Genomic DNA, 21939 nt, shown 5'->3' with positions numbered 1-21939 from the left:
ATATTTGGGCACACTAAAAAATAATTTATTAAGTTTTTTTATTTAATAAATTTATTTAATATATTTATTAAATAACTGTGTTGGTGTTTCTCAATTTAAACAAGGTCTTATCTTATCATTAATTGTATTAATTATTCAATCTATTTTATCTTGTTTAATAATTCTAAAATCAGTACTTTTTGGTAATTCTCGCCTTATATCTCTATTCATTCCTTCTACAATTGGTTTTTGTGTAGGACTACCTTTATCACAAAAATATACATTTTTTAAGATGTTTTTGCAAACCTTGTTTAGTACTAGAAACACCCCGAACAGTAGCACCATATAGTTTAGAACTATTAATAACACCACTTTTAACTGTTGAACCTAAATCGTTATAATTAGTTGATGTTCCGTGAATAGCATAAATTGATAATTTAATAACTATAAAAAAGATTAAAAAATAAGCAATAGTTATATTTGTCATTGGCAATTTAGTATTTCAAATAACATCAAAAACAAATAAAAAAGTATCAAAAATAAAACTAAAAATCTTATTTCAATTATTATTATTAACGCTTTCACTTAATAAATTACTCATTTTTTATTTTTCCTTTCCCTTTTTTGCTTTTAAATTTTCTTTCAAAATATCAATATCAAACAATTCTAAGCTTTGTTTATTGTTTAATTTTGATATATCTTTTCAAAAATATTCTTTTTTATTAATAACTTCATCATTTTTTAAATCACGAACAAAACTTAATCAATAACTATCATATTTATTGGCAAATTCAAGCGGAATAATTATCTTAAAAAACTGAATTCCTAAACCAACATCTGATTTATGTTTTGCTCTTTTAAACTAATATTATTATGGTTTTCTCTCCTCACAAATCAAAAAAAGGAGAGTGATAAAAATTAAGAAAATTTTAAAAATAATTTTAATATTATTGCCTATTATTAAAATTATAAACTTTTTAATTAATCCTATCGGAAAATTAATTACTACAATTAATTTTGTAGAATGAATATTTAAAAATATTAGTCAAATAAATGCAAAAGAAATATTTTTTACAACATTTTTTATATTAATAATTACTGCATTCATAATGAAAATATATATTATATTCAAAAAAAGATTTTAAAATTTTGTGGGGAGAGAAAACCATAATAATAACAAAACTTAATTATTTAAAATAACTAACTATTTTAAAAACCATTCACAATAAAAACCAAGTTAAAAATAAAATAACAATTCAAATACCAACCATCAAAGTTAAATATTCATTTTGAGTCAAAGTTCAGTTTATAATACTTTCAACATTAGATTTATCAATAAATAAAAATACATGAATAAAAAACTGTTTTAATTTTTCTCAATCATTTTGCATATTTAAAAACTCCACATTTTTTGAATAAGTTTAAAAAACATACCAAAAAATAAAACGATAAATAATACAAACGATATAACATATAAAAACTCAGGGACATTTGAACCAATAATATAACTTACAAATTGAACTCAATAATTATATAAACTCATTTAATTTAAATCTTTCAAATCATTAATCAATTCTTGTTGTTTTTCAACAGTTCAATTTGTTAAATTATTTTTAGTTGTTTTTAATTTTTGTGGTTCAGCAGGGAATAATGCTTTTTTCATTTGTGTAAAATAATTTTGTTTATATTGATTATACAAATTAATTATTTGTGTTCCAGTTAAATATTTTCAAATATGTCGTTTTAAATTTTCATCATATTTTACAATAGGATAAGAATTATCATAAATCAAGCCAATAGCTACTTGATCAGAATGTTTTTCACTAGAATAAATAAACTTATTATTTAATCAAAAACCAATATGTTTATTGTGGTTAGGTAAATTTATAAACGAAGCTTTATCAGTTTGAAAAACTATAAATTCTGTTCGAATAAAATAATTTTGTACGTTAATATTCTTTTTATAAAAACTCATAAAAACACCTTACTTTCCATATTATATTTACACAATGCCGTATTAAAACCACTTTTATAACTTGGTTTATGATACATTACTCAAAACAAACTACCAACAAATTTTTTTCAAAATAGAATGACAAATTTGACATTTAAGTTTAATAATTAATCACACTACCTAAAATTTGTAATAATTAATTCTTGGCCAAGTTTTGGCTTTTTATTATGACAATTAGTAGAACTATACACTTATTCAAATTTATTAATATTAAATTCTTTAAACAAGTCTTTAATAAATTCAGAATTATCAATACTTAAAATTCATTTACCTTTAATCTTTAAAATATTATCTTTTAGTTCATAAAAGTTCATTTTTGAATGTTTATAAACTTTTCCTTTATTATAATAATATGGTGGATCTAAATATCAAACAATATTTTTATCCATATAATATTTATTAATAATATTTTTATAATCCAAATTATAGAACTCAATATTATTTTTAGGATCAACTAATAGTTTTCTAACATTTTGAATTCTCAATAATTTATTAACATTAAAATTTTGTTGTAATCTTTTATCTGTTCAAGTACCTCATTTTTCACCATTAAATGGTAATGCGTTCTTAATTAAAAATTCTTCACCAAAATTTAAACAATAATCATCAAACATTTTTTCTTTCAATTCATTAATAGTTTTTGAATTAGGATATACTAATTTTTTCAAATAATCCAATTCAATTAAATGAATACCATATTGTCAAAATTCAATTAAACTAGTATGCAAATCATTAAAAACTACTTTGTTACATAACTGCTGGTCTAACACATTTAAGCCAACTGAAGCACCGCCACAAAATAAATCTATAAATTTATCAAATTTAGCCGGTAATAATGCTTTAATTTTATCAAAGTGTTTTGCTTTTCCATTTGGCCAAGACAACGGACTAATAAATTTCATTCTAATCCTCCTTTACTATAAAATGTTTAAATAATGTATATGTATTGTAATAAACATTGTTAAATATATAAAATTAAAAATTAAGGCACACTGAAAATAACTACTTAGTTTTAACTAATAGCTATTAAAATATAAAATTATACGTTTATAATTAATCAACTCACATAAAAGCTAGTGTGCCATAATGGATCAGTTATAATAAATATTAAAAGCCTTTAACCATGACACGGAAAAAGTTTAATATTTTAATAATTACTCAAATTCCAAATGGAATTAAAATAATTCAAGCATCACCTAAAAAGGTCATTAATTGTGGTAACACAGCATAAACAGCATCTTTAACTTTCATCATTGCTTGTCCCAAACCGCTTCAAATAGAATCCATTCCACCTGAAATAGTAGGAGTATCTGTAGCTAGAAAATTAACAGCTGTTGTTAAATACATACCTAACATTATTCTTTATTCTCCTTGTTTTCAATTTCTTTTTTATCTTTTTTCTTACCTCGAATTTGACGAATTTTTTGATAAATCGTTAAACCAATTCAAGCAAAAATTCCTAAAATAATAACAATACTAAATATTCATGTTAACCATACTGGCATAATTTAATTCCTCCTAAAAATTTAGCTTGCGCGGCACGCTCCGCGTGTTCGCTACGCTCAAAAATAAACAATATTGAATAAATTACCGCTAATAAATTACGCGGATAATTTATTCATTTTCTTTTACATTATTAGTTACTATCTTATTAACAGTATTAATAACATTATCTTTTCCATACTTAATTACTAAGGACCGCAAAATAAAATAATGTTTTGTTTGCATAATTTCAACTCCTTAAATTAAATTTTCTATACATAAAAGAAAAAACAAGATTATATCTTGTTTTTAACTAACAACCCGTATTTTTGCAACACTCCCAAAATTTTTTGCTTGTTGATAACGTTTTGTAACTTTTAACATACTAAAACGATATAAGCCTCCAATAGGATTAATTAAAAAGTTTATAATTTTAATAATAGGCAATAATATTAAAATTATTTTTAAAATTTTCTTAATTTTTATCACTCTCCTTTTTGATTTGTGAGGAGAGAAAACCATAATAATGAAATTAAAATAATAGCAATTATAAATCAAACAATACCAGGTAGACCTTGTACTTTTGGATTTGTAAAAATTTGTAAAAAGAAATATTGATATGCAATCTTTAGATGCATTTCACTATATTCACATAATATTCCTTTAATAACTCCATAAACACCATATAAAATTGGATAAATAAAATATCACCCTAATTTTTGTCGATAAAATTGTTTTGTTGAAACTAATGGTGACTGCTTAGCAAAGATAACAATATAAATAATTGTTAATACTGGTACAACAGCATGCAGAATAATTTGCTCTGTTCACTGTAGAGGCCCTCACATTAAATCTTTTTTTAAGATTGCTGGTAATAATACGAAATTGTAAATTAAACAAGTAACGGTAATATACACAGCAACTGATAATGAGAAATATGTTTTTAATGGTTTAATAATTCCTTCTTGCCGATGGCAAATAATTGCAATTACAAATCAAATTAATACTAAAAAATTTGATTGTGTTGTAAAAAATGAAATTCATCATATTGTGTAACCAGCATAATTTCAATGACTAATTGCGCATGTTTGATCATAAACAGCTCATAAATATGTTGCTTGGTTATTACTGTCCGTCACAATCATTTTGTCTAAATGCAGTAAATTAGTTAAATAATTAGTTAGTAATCCAAATAAAGCAACTAATGCAATAATTATTTTGAATCAAAACCGTCAGTCACGACATTTAATCCCTCTTTCTATTTGATAACATTGTTTAAATTATATCTTAATTTTTATTTTTTTATTCTTGATTATTAAATAATTCTGCTGAAATTAATTCACAAATTAAAATTCCTGCTTGTGATAAATTTTGTTTAAATTGTATTGTTGAACTTTTCTTATTTGCTTGTAAATAATCTGTAACAATTTTAATACTAACAATTGGAATCTGATAATTTAAAGCAACTTGAAAAAAAGCACAACCTTCCATATCAACTACATCAATCTTATTTTTAAATTTAGTTTTAATATGCTCAAAATATTCTATTTTATCAATAAAAATATCACTACTGCCTAAAACTGCTGTTTGAATGTGTGGCATTTTTGTTGTAATTGTAGCTATTAATTTTTTATCACTATAATAACTAGGTAATTCGCCAGGGATTTGCCCCATTGCATAACCAAACTTTTGGGCATCAGCAAAAGCATAGTAAGCTTCCGTAATTGCTAAAACTGATAATGGTTTAAAATTTGGTTTTAAAGTCCCAACTGTTCCAAGATTATAAACTGTTTTAATTGCATAATCTTTAAGTAAGGTTGTTAAAGTCATAGCAGCATTAACTAACCCAATTTTGCTAATTGCAAATAATCAATTATCTTTTTGATATACTTCAATCTGGGTATATTTATCAACTATTGTTGGTTTTAAAACATTTAAAGTTGCTGCCAATTCCTCTTTCATTGCACTAATAATTAAATTCATAACGTTATTTATCCTCTTTTCATTGCTGATAAGTCAATTGTATATTTTTTCCTAAATGCTCAAGGCCTTGCTTCACGACTGCTCGTTCAAATTGAACTATTAATAATTTTTGAAATGCCTTTACTAAATCTTTTTGGGCTAATGTTCGATAATAATCAACTTTTGAATAATTTCGTTCACTACTAATTTTATCCGCAACAAAAATTAGCATTTCAAATAAAGTCATTTCTGGTCGACCAACAGTATGCCATTTAATTGCTGATAAAATATCTTTATCATTAAATAATAAATCATATTTTAAATGGCAATAACCAGTATAAGCATGCCAAGTAGCAATTGGCTCTGATAAAAACGTTGGTAAATATTTTGTTAGATATGCTTTTTGTTTTTGTTCTAATCATTGTTTTGTAATATCATGATAAGTCCCAGCAATTAAAGCTTTTTGCGGATTTAACTTATGAACTAATGCTAATTCCCGCGCTTTTTGGCCAACATTTAAACAATGTTGATAGCGTTCCTTATCCATATTTTGATCTAGTCGTTCTGGCAAATATAATAAATTATTATTAATATAATTCGTAATATTTTGCAATTGTAATGCAATGTTTTTTCCTTCTCGTAACATTGTTGATGATAAATGTAAATTATTATGAAATGGAAGTAACATTGCTTGATATTGTTTTAAAATTGTTTGATCAATTGGTTCATTTCGTTGGAAAACAATAAAAGTTTGCATTCTTGCTAATTCATTAATATTGTTTCATTTATTTAATGATGCTAGTTGATCAGAACCAATCATAAAATAAAACTGATGATGAGGAAATTGCTGTTGCAATTTTAAAACAGTTTCATATGTTGTACTAGGCTTTGCATTTTCTAATTCAATTAAATTAATTTTAACATCCACTAAATCAGCGATTGCTAAATTAATCATTGCGACACGATCCGTAGGGGAAGATAATTTTCGTGTTTTAAAAGGATTCTGATTTGTTGGAATAATTCAAATTTCATCAATATCTGTTTTTGTTTTAACAAGATTAATCATTGCTAAATGGTCAGTATGAAATGGGTCAAAACTACCACCAAATAATGCTATCTTCATTTATTCTTTCTCCCAATCCAAAAATAACAACAAATTCAAACAAAATAAAAATTATTCATCTTTATTTTTAATTCCTAATTCAACTAAAACATCTTCGACAGTATCACGCACAACTTCTTGAAATTGTTTAATAGATAATGTAATGGTAACATTTTCTTTTTCACTTAAATCATTAGCAATTTTTTTTGGTAAGTTTTGTTTAAAAGTATTAATTTCATTTTTATTACCAGTAATTGTAACTTTATTTTTTTTTACCCCTTTGGGGAGATTCTCTTTTAATGGTTCACCATTATGGTCTAACTCTAACTTATCATCATCACGATGAGAAATTTTAATGCGATCCATAATATATGCCATTCGATCATTAAAATTCCGTTCTTTAATTTGATTTAGCATTTGTTGAAATTCATTTGATTGAACTTGTGAACTATCACGTAATTTTTTTAATTGTTCTAAACGTTCTAAAACATTTTCATGTTCATTAACATTATATTCTTCTTTGTATTTATTAATTTGATGACGTGCATTTTGAACAAGGCTATGAATATTATTAACATTCTCTTGGTTCGATGGTTTGATGTGTTTTTCAGTATTTCTAATTTTAGAATTTTCTGAGTTATTTACCATCACTTGTGTTGATTGTAGCACTTTAAAGTCAATTGTTTCATCACTAAAATTAACCCCACTAAATGCTTCAATTTCATCATCAAAAGCACTAGCTGTTTCTAAATTTACTATTTTTTGTTTAGTTTTTTTTCGTCTTCATCATTTAAACATATCTTTGCCTCTAATTCCATATACATTATTATATAATAAATTATTAAAATTTCTTGCAGTTTTTTCCAACAATGTTAAGATAATATTGTAATTGACAGAGGTAACTTATAAAACATAAGTTTGAGAAATACTCTTCGAACCTGATCTAGTTAACACTAGCGTAGGGAGTTCAAATTTGTTATTTATTTAATTTAATAAATTTAATTTGATGCTCACTTTCACAGAAGTTAATTACAAAATTATTTGTGTAAGGAGATTTTTTATATGGTTACAGCCCCATCTTTTAAGGTTAAGTTAAACCAACAAAACATTATTTTATGATACAATAAAGCAACAATTTTTATTGTCATAAGTTTATACCTTGGTATTTTAATAACGCTTAGTATTTTACCACTATCAAGATTAAGTAAACTATTTCATTTAAATAATGACCAATATTTTAAAAATATATGAGTTTTTTGTTTAACGACTTGTGGACTTGGTTTAATATTTAGTATCATATCTGCAATAAGTGTTTGATTAACAAATTATGAAGAATATATTAATTATAAGTTTCAGTTTATTATTTTAAATATTATTAGTTTGAATGTTCTTAATTTAATTAGTAATATTATTATTTATAGTTATGAAATAAAGGTTAGTGATTTATTATTTACTAATACTATGAAACGAAAACAATTTTTAATTAATTTAGGAATTTGAAAATGAAAAACATTTGATATTGTTATTATTGCGATGTTTGTAGCAGTAACCTTAGCTTTAGCATATTTAGAAACATTATTGCCTAACTTACCATATGGTGGTGGCATTGGTTTAAAATATCTTCCACTTATCGTTATTGCTTTTTTACACTCAGCAATCGCTGGTTTTATAACTGGGAGTATTAGTGCCCTGATGTCATTGCTATTTATTGCTTCAAATTTTATTCTTTCACCATGATCATATTTATTAGATTATTTTGTTCCAATGATTATTCCAACAATTGCGGGTTTTATGCGTTTTAAAGTTAATAATGACAAAAAATATATTACTTATGTTAATTATATTATTATTTGTTTTAGTATTATTACTCTTATTTACTTGTCACAAGTATTAGTTGGTGTTTTAATTTGAACAACTTTATTCCCTGATTCAGTTTGACCAGGTTATAGTAATTGATTATATGCCATTGTTTATAACTTTATTCATAGTTTTCTTTTTACATATCCAATTATCCAAATTGTTGTTCCTTTTATTTTACGTAGTTTAGCTCCCATTTTTTGACAACGTTATTTAAAATATGATAGTTAAATAAACAAGAGAACAATAAAAAATGCAATTATCATTTTTATGATGATTGCATTTTTTTATTAATAGCATTAACAATGTTTTCTACATTAAAACCAAAATATTCTAATACATCTTGAAATGGTCCTGATTGTCCAAAAGTGTTAATTCCAAAATTCAAACCATTATTTGAAGTATAACGTTCTCAACCAAAGGTTGCTCCTAATTCAATTGACGCAATTAAAGCTGTTGGTTCTAACAATTTTTGTTTATAGGCAGCATCTTGCTGCTCAAATAATTCTCAACAAGGCATTGATACTACTTTTACTTTAATTTTTTTTTCATGTTCTAATTTGTTTGCAACAGCAATTGCCATGCTAACTTCACTACCAGTTGCTAACAATACAACATCATTATTATCTTCTTGTCCATAAACTTGATAAGCTCCTTTTTTCACTGCCTCAACATTTGAATGTTCTAATTCTGGTAAATCTTGTCGTGTAATTAAAATAACACTTGGAATATGTTTTGACTGTAAAGTGATATAATAAGCTCCTAATGTTTCATTAAAATCAGCTGGACGAAAAACATTTAAGTTTGGCTGACTACGTAACATTGCTAATTGTTCAATTGGTTGGTGCGTTGGGCCATCTTCACCAACAGCAATTGAATCATGCGATAAAATATAAATAGCTGGAATTTCCATTAATGAACTTAAACGAATAGCTGGCTTCATATAATCAGCAAAAACAAAGAAACCACTTGCAAAAGAAACTAATCCACGGTGTAAACAAATTCCATTATTAATGGCTGCCATTGCAAATTCACGCACTCCATAACCTAAATTTCGGCCTAATCGATTTTCAGGACTATAAACACCATCAGTTCCCTTTGCTTTTGTACTACTACTTAAATCAGCACTACCACCAATTAAAGCTGGAATAATATTAGAAAGACGGTCAAGGATTGCCCCGCTACTAATTCGTGTTGCTTGTGGCTTAATTGGTTTTAAATCACGAAAATCTTGTGGATTAAAATTAAAATTACCATAAACGGCATCATCAAGTTCTTTTGCTAAAGTAGAATTTTCTTTGCAAAAACCTTGATACATTTCTAATCATTTCTGATATTTTTTAATTCCTCGTTGTTTAACATTGATTTCAAAATCCTTATAAACTTCATTAGGAACTTCAAATGATTTATAATCTCATTTTAACATTTTACGAACTGTTTCAATATCACTTCCTAACGGCGCACCATGTACTGCTGGTGTACCTTGTTTTGTTGCCCCATCACCAATTATTGTTTTTACTTCGATTAATGTTGGTTTATCACTTTTTTTTGCTTTTATAATAGCTTGATCAATTGCTTCAATATCATTACCATCTTTAACAAAAAAATAATTTCAATTTGCTGCTTTAAAACGATCAGCAATGTTTTCACTTTGTGCAACATTAACCATATTATCTAATTGCACATCATTAGAATCAAATAATACAATTAATTTATTTAGTTTTCAATGTCCTGCTAAAGATATTGCTTCTTGTGTAACTCCTTCTTGTAAATCACCATCACCACATAAAACATAAGTATAATGATCATAAAGAGGATATTTATTGGTATTGTATTTTGCTGCTAAATGCGTTTCTGCTAACGCTAAACCAACTGCTGCTGCAAGTCCTTGGCCAAGAGGACCCGTTGTCACATCCACTCCGGGCGTTAAATGTGATTCCGGATGACCAGGCGTAATTGAATCAACTTGACGAAAATTTCGTAAATCATCAATATTAAGATCAAATCCTGATAAATGCAATAACGAATATAATAAAGCACTACCATGTCCTGCTGCTAAAACAAAACGATCACGATTTGTTCATTTATCCACTTGTGGGTTAACAACTAAGTGTCTTGTGAATAAAGTATATGCCATTGGCGCAGCACCAAGAACAATTCCTGGATGGCCTGAATTTGCTTTATTAATTGCTTCAATTCCCAACATTTTGATTGTATCAATTGATTTTTTCATTTTATTTATCTCCTTTTTATACACTAATAAATTAATACTCATAATATCATTGTACAACGAATTAAAAGAAAGAATTTAATAATTTGAAAAATATTCCATTAATTCTTACTTTTTTTGGATTATTCATTTATAATTAAAAAAATTAAAATGAAAAAATTAATAGAAAAAGAGTGGGTTAGAGTGCACCCAAAAAAGTAAGTAAAATAAAAAAAGATTTTGCTAAATTTTTATAGGGGGTGCATTTTTATATGGCAAAAAAAGGACAAAAATATAACAAATATACATCAGAATTTAGAACAAAAATCATTGAGGAAATTAAACAAAAAAGTTGTTGAATAGTAGCAAAACAATATAATATAAATGCAAATACAGTAGAATCTTGATGAGCAAATCATAAAAAAGGAAAATTAAACAATCCTAAAGGACCTAAAATTTCTTTTGGCAAAAGAAATTTAGAATATTATAAAACAAGGTATGAATTATTAAAAAAGCTCCATGACTTTTACAATTAAGCAAACTAAGAATTGTCTCTTTTATTAAACAAAATTTTTGTGAATATTCAATAAAATTATTACTAGAAGTAACAGGGTTAAAACGTAGTTATTGAGATAAATATAAAAATTATGACAGTAGCAAAAAAGATAAAAAAGCAATAAATGATATTGTAAAAGTCTATGAAGAAAATTTAAAACAATTTGGTTATCGAAGAATTACTAAATATTTAAAGGAAGATTATGGTATAAAATATAATTCAAAAAAAGTTTTAAGAATTATGCGTGATAATCAAATACAACCTGAATATGTAAGAAAAATGAGAAGAAAAATAAAATATAAACAGAATAAAGAAAAAAGCTTATTGCAATATCCTGATTTAATTAATCGTAAATTCAATGATATAAAAACAAGGTTTTCAGTACTATATACTGATGTAACATATTTAATTTGAAAAGGAGAAAGATATTATCAATCAACAATTATTGATGGATATACTAAAGAAATAGTTGATGTAAAGTGATCTAAATATAATGACAATAAATTAGTAATGGATAATTTAAATGATGCAATTAATAAAATAAAATTAATAAAAAAAGATCTGAATGGAATAATAATTCACTCAGATCACGGATATCAATATACATCCACTATTTATCACGATAAATGTTTATCTAACGGTATTACAATAGAAAGCTACAATCCATAATAAAATATATAATTCACATGAAGAATATATACAAGATGTTATAAAATGAAATACATGATATTCAAATCGTAAAGAAAAAGATATAATTAAAAAAATAGTAAATACTTTTTTATTAGTACTTACTAAAATGGGTGCACTCTAATGTTAAAAGATTTATTAGAACTTGATTCTTTAAAAAGAAAAAATGGTAAATCCAATATATCTAAAATAGCAAAAATATTGCATAAAAATCGCAATACAATTAGACAAGAAATAAAAAGGTTAAAAGATAATGAATATGACGCTAAATTAGCACACGAAGATTATTTACAAAAACGACAAAAATGTTTTAAAAAATCATCATTATTTCTAAATATTTTAGAATGACTAGATGAAAAATATAACAAATTTCATGATTCACCAGAACAAATCTGTAAAAAATATGAAAAAGAGTTTGGTATTAAATTTCCGGTATGTTTTAAAACTTTATATAAATATATTCATTTGGGATTTTTAAATTTCAAGAAAGATAATTTGTATTTTCATGGTAGAAAATATAAAACAAAAAATCGAATTGATAACCGTGGAAAAATAAGAAATTTTAGAACTATTGAAGAAGCAAAACATGATAAAAATGAATTTGGTTGATTTCAAATGGATACTATGGTTGGTAAAAATAATAGTGTTTGTTTAGTTTTAATCGAAGAATTAACCCAATTTAAAATTATTGAACCATTAAAAGAAAAAACAACAAAAGAAGTTACAAACGCATTAAAACGAATTTTTTCTAACAAATTTTTTAAAGATAGATGCAAAGGAATAATAACAGATCAAGGCAAAGAATTTGCTGATTGAGAAAAAATTGAAAAAATAACAAATGCTAAAGTATATTTTTGTGATGCTGGAACTCCAACTCAAAAACCCAAAGTTGAAAGAGCAATCCGCGATTTTAGACATTGATTTTCCAAAGGAATTGATTTAAGTATTTATTCAAAAAATTATTATCAAGAAGTTGCTAATATAATAAACTCTAAACTTAAAAAATCTTTACATTGACTATCTTCAAAAGAAGTTTTTATACAAATGTTTAATTTTTAATATAATTACCTATAAAAATTTTAATCATTTTATTTTTCAGTGTGCCAAAATTCATAAATTTAAAACAAAACTACTAAATTTTTTTAAAATAAATTATATTGAACATTTATTTTATTGGTGTTATAATAAAATTAAGTAGGGTGCTACACTTCATAGTACAATTTACAATATAAAATAATACTATCATTGAAAGCAATCAGAATAAATAAAAATTTGGTAATAACTTTGCAAGGTATTACCAAATTCATAATATTTTTCTTTTTTCTATAGTTACTTCGCTATTAAATTATTAATGATGAAAAGCGATACTAATATTTTTTGGTTTAATTTGTACCGAATAACTTAATTCTTTCATAATTGCTTCATTAATTTCAACTGTTAAATCATTTAGGTTTTCTTTTACCATTACTTTTCCACTAATATAAATGTGCAATAATGAATTATCAATCATACGACATTCAACTTTATCTGCAAAATATTGGTGAGTCATATCACGGATTGCATATAAAATAATCTTTTTAATTGTTAATAAACTAACAACAATTGTCCCACGATGATTATTTTCAAATGTTAATTCATTAAAATTATTATTCATCTTCAATCTCTCCTTTTATGAATTGTTAAAATTAAGCTCGTCCGGAATATTTTCCTTCACTAGTTGAAACAGTAATAACTTCGCCTTCTTTAATAAACAACGGAACCTGTAATCCTCAGCCAGTTTCTAGCACTGCTTTTTTCATTGCACCAGAACTAGTATCACCTTTTACTGCTGCTTCTGCCTCAGTAACTGTTAGATCGACCTTATCTGGTAAAATAATTCCCAATATTTCATCATCATATTTGGTAACAGAAGCCATTACTCCTTCTTTTAAAAAGTTTTTTTCTCAAACTAAATTAGTTGAGGGAATTTCTAATTGCTCATAAGTTTGCGTATCCATAAAAATGACATTCGTACCATCATCATATAAATATTGCATTTCAACCTTATCAATCATTGCTTTTTCAACTTTATCACCACCAGTGAAAGTAATATTTGTTGTTGCATTGTTACGCAAATTTTTAACTTTTGTTTTAACATGTGCTTGCCCACGACCAGATTTTGAATGTTGTGCTTCAATTACTACGTAAATATTACCCTCATATTGAAACGTTAATCCTGGGCGGAAATCGTTTACACTAATCATCTTCTTTTTCCTTTTCTATTGTTCGTAGTTTAATTATATCGTAATTTTAAACAGATAGTTATTAAAATCAATAAAAAGGAGAAAATTTCTTTTAAACAAATTTTCTCCAAATATTTTAATTTTATAAAATTGTAAGGTAACCTAAATATTAATACGATTTTCACCACGATATCGATTTGAGGTTGATAACGCCTTAATAATAACATAATCAGTTGTTTTAGTAATTGCAAAATGACGGGGTGAGAAATAAAATGTTGGATTTAAGATAGCAAAATAAGTCATCATATCCTCAACTGGTAAGGCTTTTAACACTTTTGCTTCATAATTAAATGTAATGGTATCTAATGCAAGTGGTTGGGTTTGATATAATGTTATCGAAATAATATCAGTTTTATCTGCAAAATGGATACTATTCTTATTAGCAATAATTTGTACTCATAATAATGCTGTCTTTGCTCCGCCACTTGCTAGTGGTTGTCATGGTAAATCAGTTCACGATTTTGAAATTCCATCCTTGTCATAATAAATAAATTTTAATTCCGCATTTGGAATTTCACCATGATATTCGTTTGTTTCTAATGCATCATAAACTGCATTTTGAAATATCGTTTCAGTTACTTTTGTGGTTGGTTGTTGTGTTTCAAAAACAGGAATTAAAGCTAATTCACTTTTAAATAAAGATAACGAAATTTTACTACGATCACGCGTTTCCATTCTAGCACAACTGACAACAGTCGCAGGAACACTAATAACCATTAAAGCCGTAAAAGATGTTAACAACTTTTTCATATTAATAATCCTTCCTAAACGCCGCATAATCAGTTTGAATAATTGCTAATTGTTGTTAATAACGTTTTTCAATAATTTGCCGTTCTTGTGTCATCAGTAAGTACGGATTTAAAACCATTCCTCAATGTTTATATTTTGAACTACCATACCCAATTGTAACTTGTGTTCGTGGTGTTACATATGAAATTCGAATTTGATATGATCCATTTGGAACATAAACTGGAATAAACATAAAATTAGTATAAATAGCATTAAATTCAACTTCGGCAAAGCCTCGATAACGATCAGCTAAGCGAACGGGATCAGTAATTTCATCACTTGCCGCAACTTGGTTAGTATAATTTTTAAAAACATTATAAAAATTTTCAATTGCTGTTGTATTTTTTAAAAGATTTCAATATGGATTATTCAATTGATCCTTAACTGTTGCATAGTCTGGTGCAAGATTATTCGTTAATTTTAGGTCACTAAAAATCCGTGAAGTTCCAAAATAATATTGTAAATCACCACCTAAGGAAAAGGTATGTAAGTAAGTATATGGATCAGCATAATCTGGTGACCATCCTCCTTCTTGCATATCTCAATCTGCTTTTTTACAACGGGTTTCATATTCTGTAGCGTCAACAGTAATATCTGGAATAATTTTAATTACATCATTTTCAGCGTTAAATGAGTCAATCATATTTAATAAAAATTTATTAATTGTTAATGTGTATGCTCCATTCATTAAAAAGCGAAATTCAACTTGTGAAGCACCAATATTTGTTTGTAATCAAGTGCGAATATCATTTAAAATATTATCATCATTTTTTAATAAATCTTTGTTACGATATAAAGCATCACTACCATCTTTTAATAGTTGACTGGCAGCCATTGCATTACCATCTAAAAAATGGTTTGCATATGCTTCTTCAACATATGATGCATAATCAACATCCCCATTATAAACAAAATAACGTGCAGTATAAACATTTCGTAAAAACTTGGAAGTTGGTGAATCATCTAGGGCTTCGGAATAATATTTAACAAATTTACTACGGTCTAGTTGGGTTGATAAATATTTTCGAACTTTATCATATTGTAACGCCTTACTTGCATTTAATGCTTGCTTAGCACGAACTGGGTTTGAATTTAAAATATCACTATTCGCATAATTATGAATAATTGTATATGTTGTTGGATCAGGATTAATAATACTTGATGCACCACTAAAAATTGGATTAGCAGGATTAGAACCAACATATTTCTTTCAACCATTACTATCTGTTGGTTCAACTAGAAAATCATTAACATCACCTGATTCAAATAAAACACGTTCATGCGAAACATCATTATTTGCTAAATAAGTATAATTTAATTTATCAATGTATGTTAATTTGGCATGTCGATAAGCAGGGTTTTTTCGCAATAAAATTTGTGAAGTTGAACTATATTTTTCAACTAAATATGCTCCTGAATACCAAATATTTTTATAATTGGTCCCATAATTATAACCTTGTCGTAACGCCTTTTCTGGTAATGGTACAAAAGATAAATAAGTCATTAAAGTATCAAAATATTCTGCTGACTTTGTTAATTTAATGGTAATTTCATCATCAGCCTCATTAATTGTCATTTCTAATTTTTTTCAAATTGAATCATTATAATAATCTGGTTGATAATTACCTGCCTGAAAATACTCTCAAATTTCTTGTGCCCCACTAATAAAAGTTCGTCATAATCCTGATGTTGCCGATAAATTCTTTGGAAATAAAACAAACTTAGCAGTATTAATCATATCACTAGCTTTAACTTGCCGTTGAAAATTACCTTGATAATCAAATTATTTTGCTTGTGGTGAAATTTTATATTTTCATTCACTTTGATCAGCATTAGGAATTCCAACATATTTTGATGTTTTATCTTTTTGCTCAGCAAGATCACCGAAACTACGATTATATTTATCAGTTGCTACTAATGTTCCAAGAACATCAGCTAAAATTTTATTATCATCAACTAACATTGTTGATGCACTTGACCATGATGTTAAGGGGGAATTTAAAAATAGAACGAAAAACATTATCGGTAATTAAACGATTTGCTAACAAATCTAAACTAATTCCACACGAAACAACTAATGGTGTTACTGTTGTTATTGCCGTAAAACTAGCAAAAAATGCCAATTTCTTTTTAAACATCGTTACCCTTCCTTTCTGCCAACTGCCATAGCAAGTTTAGCTTTTGCTGCAGCAATTTCACGTGAATTCCCAAATAAATAGTGCCCCGTTTTAATTTCAGTAAACTCTGGTAAATCAAATAAGTAATCTCAATGTTCTTTTTCTGGTTCATAGATAAAATGAACTTTTTCTTTTTCATAATTTGGATTAGGTAACGGAATTGCTGATAATAATGCACGCGTATATGGATGTAATGGATTAGTAAATAACTCTTCAGCGTTTGCTAATTCAACAAGTTGACCATGATAAATAACAGCAATTCGGTCAGCAATAAACCGAACAACCGATAAATCATGGGCAACAAAAATATAAGTTAAATTATATTGTTGTTGAAATTTTTTTAATAAGTTTAAAACTTGGGCTCTAATTGAAACATCTAATGCTGAAATTGGTTCATCAGCAATAATAAATTGTGGTTTCATAATTAATGCCCGAGCAATACCAATTCGTTGTCGTTGTTCTCCTGAAAATTCATGTGAATAACGTGATAAATGTTCTGGTAATAATCCAACCTTTTTTAAAATGTTTAAAATTAAGAAATGTTTAACATCACGATCTTTAATTTGCTCTAACTTTAATGGTTTTTCATTTTTTCCTAAATTATTATTATAATAAGTTAAATATAACTGGCGAGCAGTATTATTTTGATATAATTCAGGAAAATTTGTTAACCCTTCTTCAATAATTTCTTCAACTGAAATTCGATCGTTTAATGACGAAGATGGATCTTGAAAAATCATTTGAATTTTTTTCTTTTGTAAACGATTAGAAGCAATAATGTCCGATTCTGAAGTTTTATACTTCTTATCTACTCATTGATAATATAATTTAATTGTTGTTTGATCACGAAAAACCCCATGTCGTGCTAAATATGATAAATCAGCAAGCATCATTTGTTGCTGTTCTACTGTTGCACTTTTCTTAATCAAAGTCATTAATCCTTCTTTTCATTCATTATCTGGTAATGCTGCTAAACTTGTTTTCAAATTAGATGTGGTTGCTAATTCATTTAATGTCTTTGCCATATCTGTTGTTGCAATTTTTATCATTAAAGCACTGGTTTGATATGCTTGCTGTAAGGCAATAATTGCTTGTGGATTTGTTTGCGATTTTAATTCCAATTTTTGTAATTCCTGTAAATATGCCTTTTCAAAATCATTTTTAAAAACATTAAAACGTTTATTATAACTTAAAATATATTTTTTTCGTTTTCCCTTCGGAACAAAAAGAAAAAAAACTGCCCGTTGATTTTTATGTAAAAAATGAATCTCATTTAACAATTTAATATGAATTGATAATAAATTTGCTAATTGTTCAAAAGAAGCATCATAATATTTTTGTGCTTGTTCTAATACAAGGTTTTCTTTTAGAGCATTACGATTTTCTTCTAATTTTAAAAGAACTTTATAAATTTGATGCCCTAATAAAATATTTCCTTCAATAATTTCAATATTTCCGCGGACACGACCTTTGATTTCTTCTTCTAGGGCAAGAGATAATGATGGAATTCATTCATGCAAATTATCCATAAAACGAAAAATTCGTTGATAAGCTTTTAACATATCTTTTAATAAAATTAAATTATGTTCATACATTTCTTTTACTAATGTAAAATGATTGTTACTATGATTAAAATTTAGTAAATCAACTTTCTTTAATTCAAGGTCAGTTGTTATTAAATATTGCTTATTTGTATAGGGTATTAATTCTTTCGTATTAACAACATATTTTTTATTTTCAAAATAACGATAATAACTAATTTTTAAATTATTAATATAGTTACTTAAATTTTTATTTAATAACATATTATTATTTCGTAGTAATCGCAATTTTTCATTAATATCTAAATTAATTTTATATAATTGTGGTGGTCTTCCCCGAATCAAGTGCTTATCCATATAAATGGTTCCATCTTTAATTGGTTTTACACCAGCAATGGCACGGCCAATCGTTGTTTTACCACTTCCCGACTCACCAACAATACTAAAAATTTCTCCACGGTAAATATCAAAACTTGCCCTTTTAACTGCATTTACTTTTTTATTTTTTTGGCGAAATTGAATTAACAAATCGCGAACCATAATAAACTGTTCTTGTTCGTTTTTGTTCATCTTAATCACCTACCTTTGTATCATTTTTAATTTGTTCTAACTGTTGTAATTGCTTTTGTTTTGTTACTTTTACAGCTCGTGGATCTAATAGTCATGTTTTTGCATAATGTGTTTCACTTACTTTAAACATTGGTGGTTCTAATAAATAATCAATTTTCATCACATGTTGATTACGAGGAGCAAATGGATCTCCATATACTTTTGCATATAATGATGATAGTGAACCAGGAATTGAATAAAGGTCTTCCCCTTTTTGACCAAATTGTGGCAAAGAAGATAATAACGATCAAGTATAAGGGTGCTTTGGATCAAAAAAAGATATCATTTACTGTTCCATACTCAATAATCTGACCAGCATACATTACAGCAACCCGATCAGCAATATTTGCGACAACGCCTAAATCATGGGTAATAAAAATAACAGTAAATTTATATTCTTTTTGTAATGATTTAATTAAATCCAGAATTTGTGCTTGAATTGTAACATCTAAGGCTGTCGTTGGTTCATCACAAATTAAAACTTTTGGTTGACAAGCTAAAGCAATTGCAATAACTACCCGTTGGCGCATTCCACCCGAATACATTCCTGGGATATCATGATAACGCTTTTTAGCCTTTGGAATTCCAACTTTTTCTAGTAATTCAATTGCTGTTCTTTTGCTCATTGCTCGTGACATTTTACGATGTTTTCGTAATACTTCTGAAATTTGAAAACCAACTGATAATAATGGATTTAACGATGTCATTGGATCTTGGAAAATTGTTGCTATTGTTGGACCACGTAATTTACTAATTTGTTTTGCTGCTTTTAATTTATTGATAAATTCAAAATTTTTAATTAAATTTCATTCTTCATATACATTAGCAAAATTAGCTGCATCCAATGGTTTTCCACTCGCCATTAACTGATTTAATTTGTTAATCCGATAGCGAATCCCATCGGTATAAGTTTTTTTACTAAAATAAGTTTGAATTTTACTAAATTCTGTTGGCAAAGGAATAATTTTTTGTTCAAAATATTTTTTTAAAAACTGAATATTTTTCCCTAATAATCGTTTTTCACTTCAAGTTAATTTTTTAATTTTGTCAATTTCATTCTTATAACCAACAATTCGATTTTGTAAAAATTTAATCTTTTTTTGTTTTAATTCAGGATTTAACAACATCTCTTGTTGATTTTTATATTCCTTTAATTGTGCATTAAGTTTTCCTATTTTATTATTAATTCGGTTTGAATGACTAAAACTAATTTGTTTTTTAAACACTTCAATTTTATTTTGTAAATCAATAATTGCTGTTTGCAAATTAGTTAATTCCAAATTATTAATCATTTTTTTGTGTTGTTCTAATAATTCGTTTTTTATTATACTTAATAATATTTTTTTGTAAGTTATTATCTAATAAAATTTTATGGAAATCAACTAAATGAACTGGTTTTCGAAAATACGCTAAATCATCCGCTAAAATATTTTTTGAAGGCGAATAAACAATTGAATTATTACTAATTCAGCCATTACTTTCTAACATATTAGTAAATGTTTTGGTCATAACTGACTTACCACTTCCCGACTCACCAACAATTGCTAATGTTTCATTATCATAAATATCAAAAGAAATATTTTGAATAGCAGTTAAAACATTGGCACGAGTTTTAAATTTTATTATTAATTTTTTAATTGAAATAACAATTTCTTTTTCCATAAAGCAATATCTCCTTTTAATACGTTATTTTTATTTATAATGGTTTTTGGGGTCTAATGAGTCAGCAAATACTTTTCCGAATAAGAAAAATAAAACCGATGTTCCAGCAATAAAACAAATAGGAATAATTAATAAATGTGGATAATCTTGTCACTTACTAGATGCTAATACTTCATTTAAAATAAATCCTAATGTTGTATTTTCACGTCCTTGGGCAAAACCAAAGTTAAAGTAATTTAATGTTGTATCAATTGCAATAGCCTTTGGCACAGCAAAGGATGCTGTTTGAATAATTAATGGTAAAATTCGTGGCATAATATTTTTTGTCACAATTTTTGGTCCAGATGTTCCTAACATTTTTGAAGCAAGATTATATTCGGTATTTCGGACTAAAATAATTTGGACTCGGATAACCTCTGCCAAAGTAATTCAACTAGTAAGTGATACGGCAAAAATAATCACGGGCATTGTTTTACCTAAAGCAAAAATAATAATTAATCATAAAATTAGTGTTGGTACTAAATTTAAAAAGCGTGTAATTTCAATAAATAAAATATCAAATTTTTTATAAAATTCTCAAATTGAACCAACAATAACACCAATTAAAATTTGAATTAAGGCAATTATTAATGTAAATAATAAGGTTGTTCGCATTCCAATTCAAATTTTATCTCAATAATTCTCACCATTCATCCCCAGTCCAAATAAATAAGTTGCATTTGGAGCTAAAGGTTGTTGATAATTAGGAATTGGTAAATTAGCAGGTAATGGGTTCGCAACTTTACCAATTGGGACAATCGCTGTTAATAAGATAATTGCAAGTAATAATAAACAAACAATAAATGTTTTTTTAGTAATTAAAATTTGACCAACTACTTTTCAATAACGATATGATTTCGTTGAAATTCGTTCATTTTCTTCTAGTTGAGGACCAACAATTTCAAATAAACTTGGATCTAAATTATTAATATCATAACTTTGAAAATCAAGTAACTCTTCATCTGTAACTCTTCGCATCATCTTACTCCTCT

25 protein-coding genes, 2 pseudogenes and 1 riboswitch are annotated in these 21939 nt (G+C 26.3%); of the genes and pseudogenes, 4 read left to right on the top strand and 23 right to left on the bottom strand.

Annotation, left to right across the window (positions count from 1 at the left end; all coding sequences use genetic code 4):
- Positions 1-51: 51 nt before the first annotated feature.
- The 12 genes and pseudogenes from AACL22_RS13175 to AACL22_RS13120 all read right to left on the bottom strand — a co-directional run.
- Positions 52-261 (bottom strand): annotated as a pseudogene (locus AACL22_RS13175) (IS30 family transposase); the annotation flags it as partial.
- Positions 245-580 (bottom strand): hypothetical protein, encoded by a 336-nt coding sequence (locus tag AACL22_RS13170; RefSeq protein WP_422397494.1) that lies wholly within the window; start codon positions 578-580, stop codon positions 245-247. The gene AACL22_RS13170 and the pseudogene AACL22_RS13175, both read right to left, overlap by 17 nt.
- Positions 581-1166: 586 nt before the next feature.
- Positions 1167-1370, bottom strand: coding sequence for a DUF2649 family protein (locus AACL22_RS13165; RefSeq protein WP_338992842.1), 204 nt, complete (start codon positions 1368-1370; stop codon positions 1167-1169).
- Between the two features lie 152 nt (positions 1371-1522).
- Positions 1523-1954: a DUF3627 domain-containing protein gene (locus tag AACL22_RS13160; protein WP_338992839.1), complete on the bottom strand. Its 432-nt coding sequence runs from the start codon at positions 1952-1954 to the stop codon at positions 1523-1525.
- Positions 1955-2184: 230 nt separating this feature from the next.
- Positions 2185-2895, bottom strand: a complete 711-nt coding sequence (locus AACL22_RS13155; protein ID WP_338992836.1) for a DNA adenine methylase — start codon at positions 2893-2895, stop codon at positions 2185-2187.
- Positions 2896-3100: 205 nt separating this feature from the next.
- Positions 3101-3349: a hypothetical protein gene (locus AACL22_RS13150; protein ID WP_338990511.1), complete on the bottom strand. Its 249-nt coding sequence runs from the start codon at positions 3347-3349 to the stop codon at positions 3101-3103.
- The gene (locus AACL22_RS13145; protein WP_338992835.1) at positions 3349-3498 is read right to left on the bottom strand and encodes a hypothetical protein; all 150 of its coding nucleotides are present in this window, start codon (positions 3496-3498) and stop codon (positions 3349-3351) included. Before AACL22_RS13145 ends, AACL22_RS13150 begins: the two co-directional genes overlap by 1 nt.
- Before the next feature lie 286 nt (positions 3499-3784).
- Positions 3785-3964: a hypothetical protein gene (locus AACL22_RS13140; RefSeq protein ID WP_338992832.1), complete on the bottom strand. Its 180-nt coding sequence runs from the start codon at positions 3962-3964 to the stop codon at positions 3785-3787.
- On the bottom strand, positions 3958-4614 hold the full coding sequence (locus tag AACL22_RS13135; RefSeq protein WP_338992830.1) for a Pr6Pr family membrane protein: 657 nt from the start codon (positions 4612-4614) through the stop codon (positions 3958-3960). Before AACL22_RS13135 ends, AACL22_RS13140 begins: the two co-directional genes overlap by 7 nt.
- A gap of 163 nt (positions 4615-4777) precedes the next feature.
- On the bottom strand, positions 4778-5458 hold the full coding sequence (gene mtnN / locus AACL22_RS13130; RefSeq protein WP_338992827.1) for a 5'-methylthioadenosine/S-adenosylhomocysteine nucleosidase: 681 nt from the start codon (positions 5456-5458) through the stop codon (positions 4778-4780).
- A gap of 4 nt (positions 5459-5462) precedes the next feature.
- Complete coding sequence (locus AACL22_RS13125) at positions 5463-6560, bottom strand: nicotinate-nucleotide adenylyltransferase (RefSeq protein WP_338992826.1); 1098 nt, start codon at positions 6558-6560, stop codon at positions 5463-5465.
- Between the two features lie 51 nt (positions 6561-6611).
- Complete coding sequence (locus tag AACL22_RS13120; RefSeq protein ID WP_338992824.1) at positions 6612-7406, bottom strand: hypothetical protein; 795 nt, start codon at positions 7404-7406, stop codon at positions 6612-6614.
- Between the two features lie 17 nt (positions 7407-7423).
- A riboswitch (TPP riboswitch) is annotated at positions 7424-7522 on the top strand.
- Positions 7523-7601: 79 nt separating this feature from the next.
- Between AACL22_RS13120 and AACL22_RS13115 the strand changes: the two genes are divergently transcribed.
- On the top strand, positions 7602-8627 hold the full coding sequence (locus AACL22_RS13115) for an energy-coupled thiamine transporter ThiT (RefSeq protein ID WP_338992823.1): 1026 nt from the start codon (positions 7602-7604) through the stop codon (positions 8625-8627).
- 37 nt (positions 8628-8664) lie between these two features.
- On the opposite strand, the gene tkt is transcribed toward AACL22_RS13115, so the two are convergent.
- Complete coding sequence (gene tkt, locus AACL22_RS13110) at positions 8665-10629, bottom strand: transketolase (RefSeq protein ID WP_338992820.1); 1965 nt, start codon at positions 10627-10629, stop codon at positions 8665-8667.
- A 248-nt stretch (positions 10630-10877) separates the two neighbouring features.
- Between tkt and AACL22_RS13105 the strand changes: the two genes are divergently transcribed.
- The 3 genes from AACL22_RS13105 to AACL22_RS13095 all read left to right on the top strand — a co-directional run bounded on the left by AACL22_RS13105 (position 10878) and on the right by AACL22_RS13095 (position 12907).
- Positions 10878-11141 (top strand): hypothetical protein, encoded by a 264-nt coding sequence (locus AACL22_RS13105; RefSeq protein ID WP_338988671.1) that lies wholly within the window; start codon positions 10878-10880, stop codon positions 11139-11141.
- Complete coding sequence (locus AACL22_RS13100; RefSeq protein ID WP_338993128.1) at positions 11108-11830, top strand: DDE-type integrase/transposase/recombinase; 723 nt, start codon at positions 11108-11110, stop codon at positions 11828-11830. The genes AACL22_RS13105 and AACL22_RS13100 overlap by 34 nt, the downstream gene beginning before the upstream one ends.
- Positions 11831-11971: 141 nt before the next feature.
- Positions 11972-12907: an IS30 family transposase gene (locus AACL22_RS13095; protein WP_338992817.1), complete on the top strand. Its 936-nt coding sequence runs from the start codon at positions 11972-11974 to the stop codon at positions 12905-12907.
- 289 nt (positions 12908-13196) lie between these two features.
- Here AACL22_RS13095 and AACL22_RS13090 read toward each other — a convergent pair whose 3' ends face one another.
- The 10 genes and pseudogenes from AACL22_RS13090 to oppC all read right to left on the bottom strand — a co-directional run bounded on the left by AACL22_RS13090 (position 13197) and on the right by oppC (position 21928).
- A complete protein-coding gene (locus tag AACL22_RS13090; protein ID WP_338992814.1) occupies positions 13197-13502 on the bottom strand; it encodes an MMB_0454 family protein in 306 nt (101 codons plus the stop codon).
- A gap of 31 nt (positions 13503-13533) precedes the next feature.
- Entirely contained in the window at positions 13534-14091 is a 558-nt protein-coding gene (gene efp / locus AACL22_RS13085; RefSeq protein ID WP_338992811.1) for an elongation factor P, read from the bottom strand.
- A gap of 141 nt (positions 14092-14232) precedes the next feature.
- The gene (locus tag AACL22_RS13080) at positions 14233-14880 is read right to left on the bottom strand and encodes a hypothetical protein (RefSeq protein ID WP_338992808.1); all 648 of its coding nucleotides are present in this window, start codon (positions 14878-14880) and stop codon (positions 14233-14235) included.
- Between the two features lie 55 nt (positions 14881-14935).
- Positions 14936-16657 (bottom strand): ABC transporter substrate-binding protein, encoded by a 1722-nt coding sequence (locus AACL22_RS13075; RefSeq protein WP_338992805.1) that lies wholly within the window; start codon positions 16655-16657, stop codon positions 14936-14938.
- A gap of 45 nt (positions 16658-16702) precedes the next feature.
- Positions 16703-16882, bottom strand: a complete 180-nt coding sequence (locus AACL22_RS13070; RefSeq protein ID WP_338992802.1) for a hypothetical protein — start codon at positions 16880-16882, stop codon at positions 16703-16705.
- Entirely contained in the window at positions 16866-17057 is a 192-nt protein-coding gene (locus tag AACL22_RS13065) for a hypothetical protein (RefSeq protein WP_338992799.1), read from the bottom strand. The genes AACL22_RS13070 and AACL22_RS13065 overlap by 17 nt, the downstream gene beginning before the upstream one ends.
- A 2-nt stretch (positions 17058-17059) precedes the next feature.
- Positions 17060-19207 (bottom strand): oligopeptide ABC transporter ATP-binding protein OppF, encoded by a 2148-nt coding sequence (gene oppF / locus AACL22_RS13060; protein ID WP_338992796.1) that lies wholly within the window; start codon positions 19205-19207, stop codon positions 17060-17062.
- A gap of 1 nt (position 19208) precedes the next feature.
- Positions 19209-19989 (bottom strand): annotated as a pseudogene (locus tag AACL22_RS13975) (ABC transporter ATP-binding protein); the annotation flags it as partial.
- Positions 19990-20530: 541 nt separating this feature from the next.
- A complete protein-coding gene (locus tag AACL22_RS13045) occupies positions 20531-20908 on the bottom strand; it encodes an ATP-binding cassette domain-containing protein (RefSeq protein WP_338992789.1) in 378 nt (125 codons plus the stop codon).
- A 30-nt stretch (positions 20909-20938) separates the two neighbouring features.
- On the bottom strand, positions 20939-21928 hold the full coding sequence (oppC, locus tag AACL22_RS13040) for an oligopeptide ABC transporter permease OppC (protein WP_338992786.1): 990 nt from the start codon (positions 21926-21928) through the stop codon (positions 20939-20941).
- Positions 21929-21939 lie beyond the last annotated feature (11 nt).

The sequence above is a fragment of the Spiroplasma endosymbiont of Seladonia tumulorum genome, from assembly GCF_964020235.1.
Classification (GTDB): Bacteria; Bacillota_I; Bacilli_A; order Mycoplasmatales; family Mycoplasmataceae; genus Spiroplasma.
Note: the sequence above shows the minus strand (reverse complement) of the source record. Positions and strands in the feature narration are given on the sequence as shown.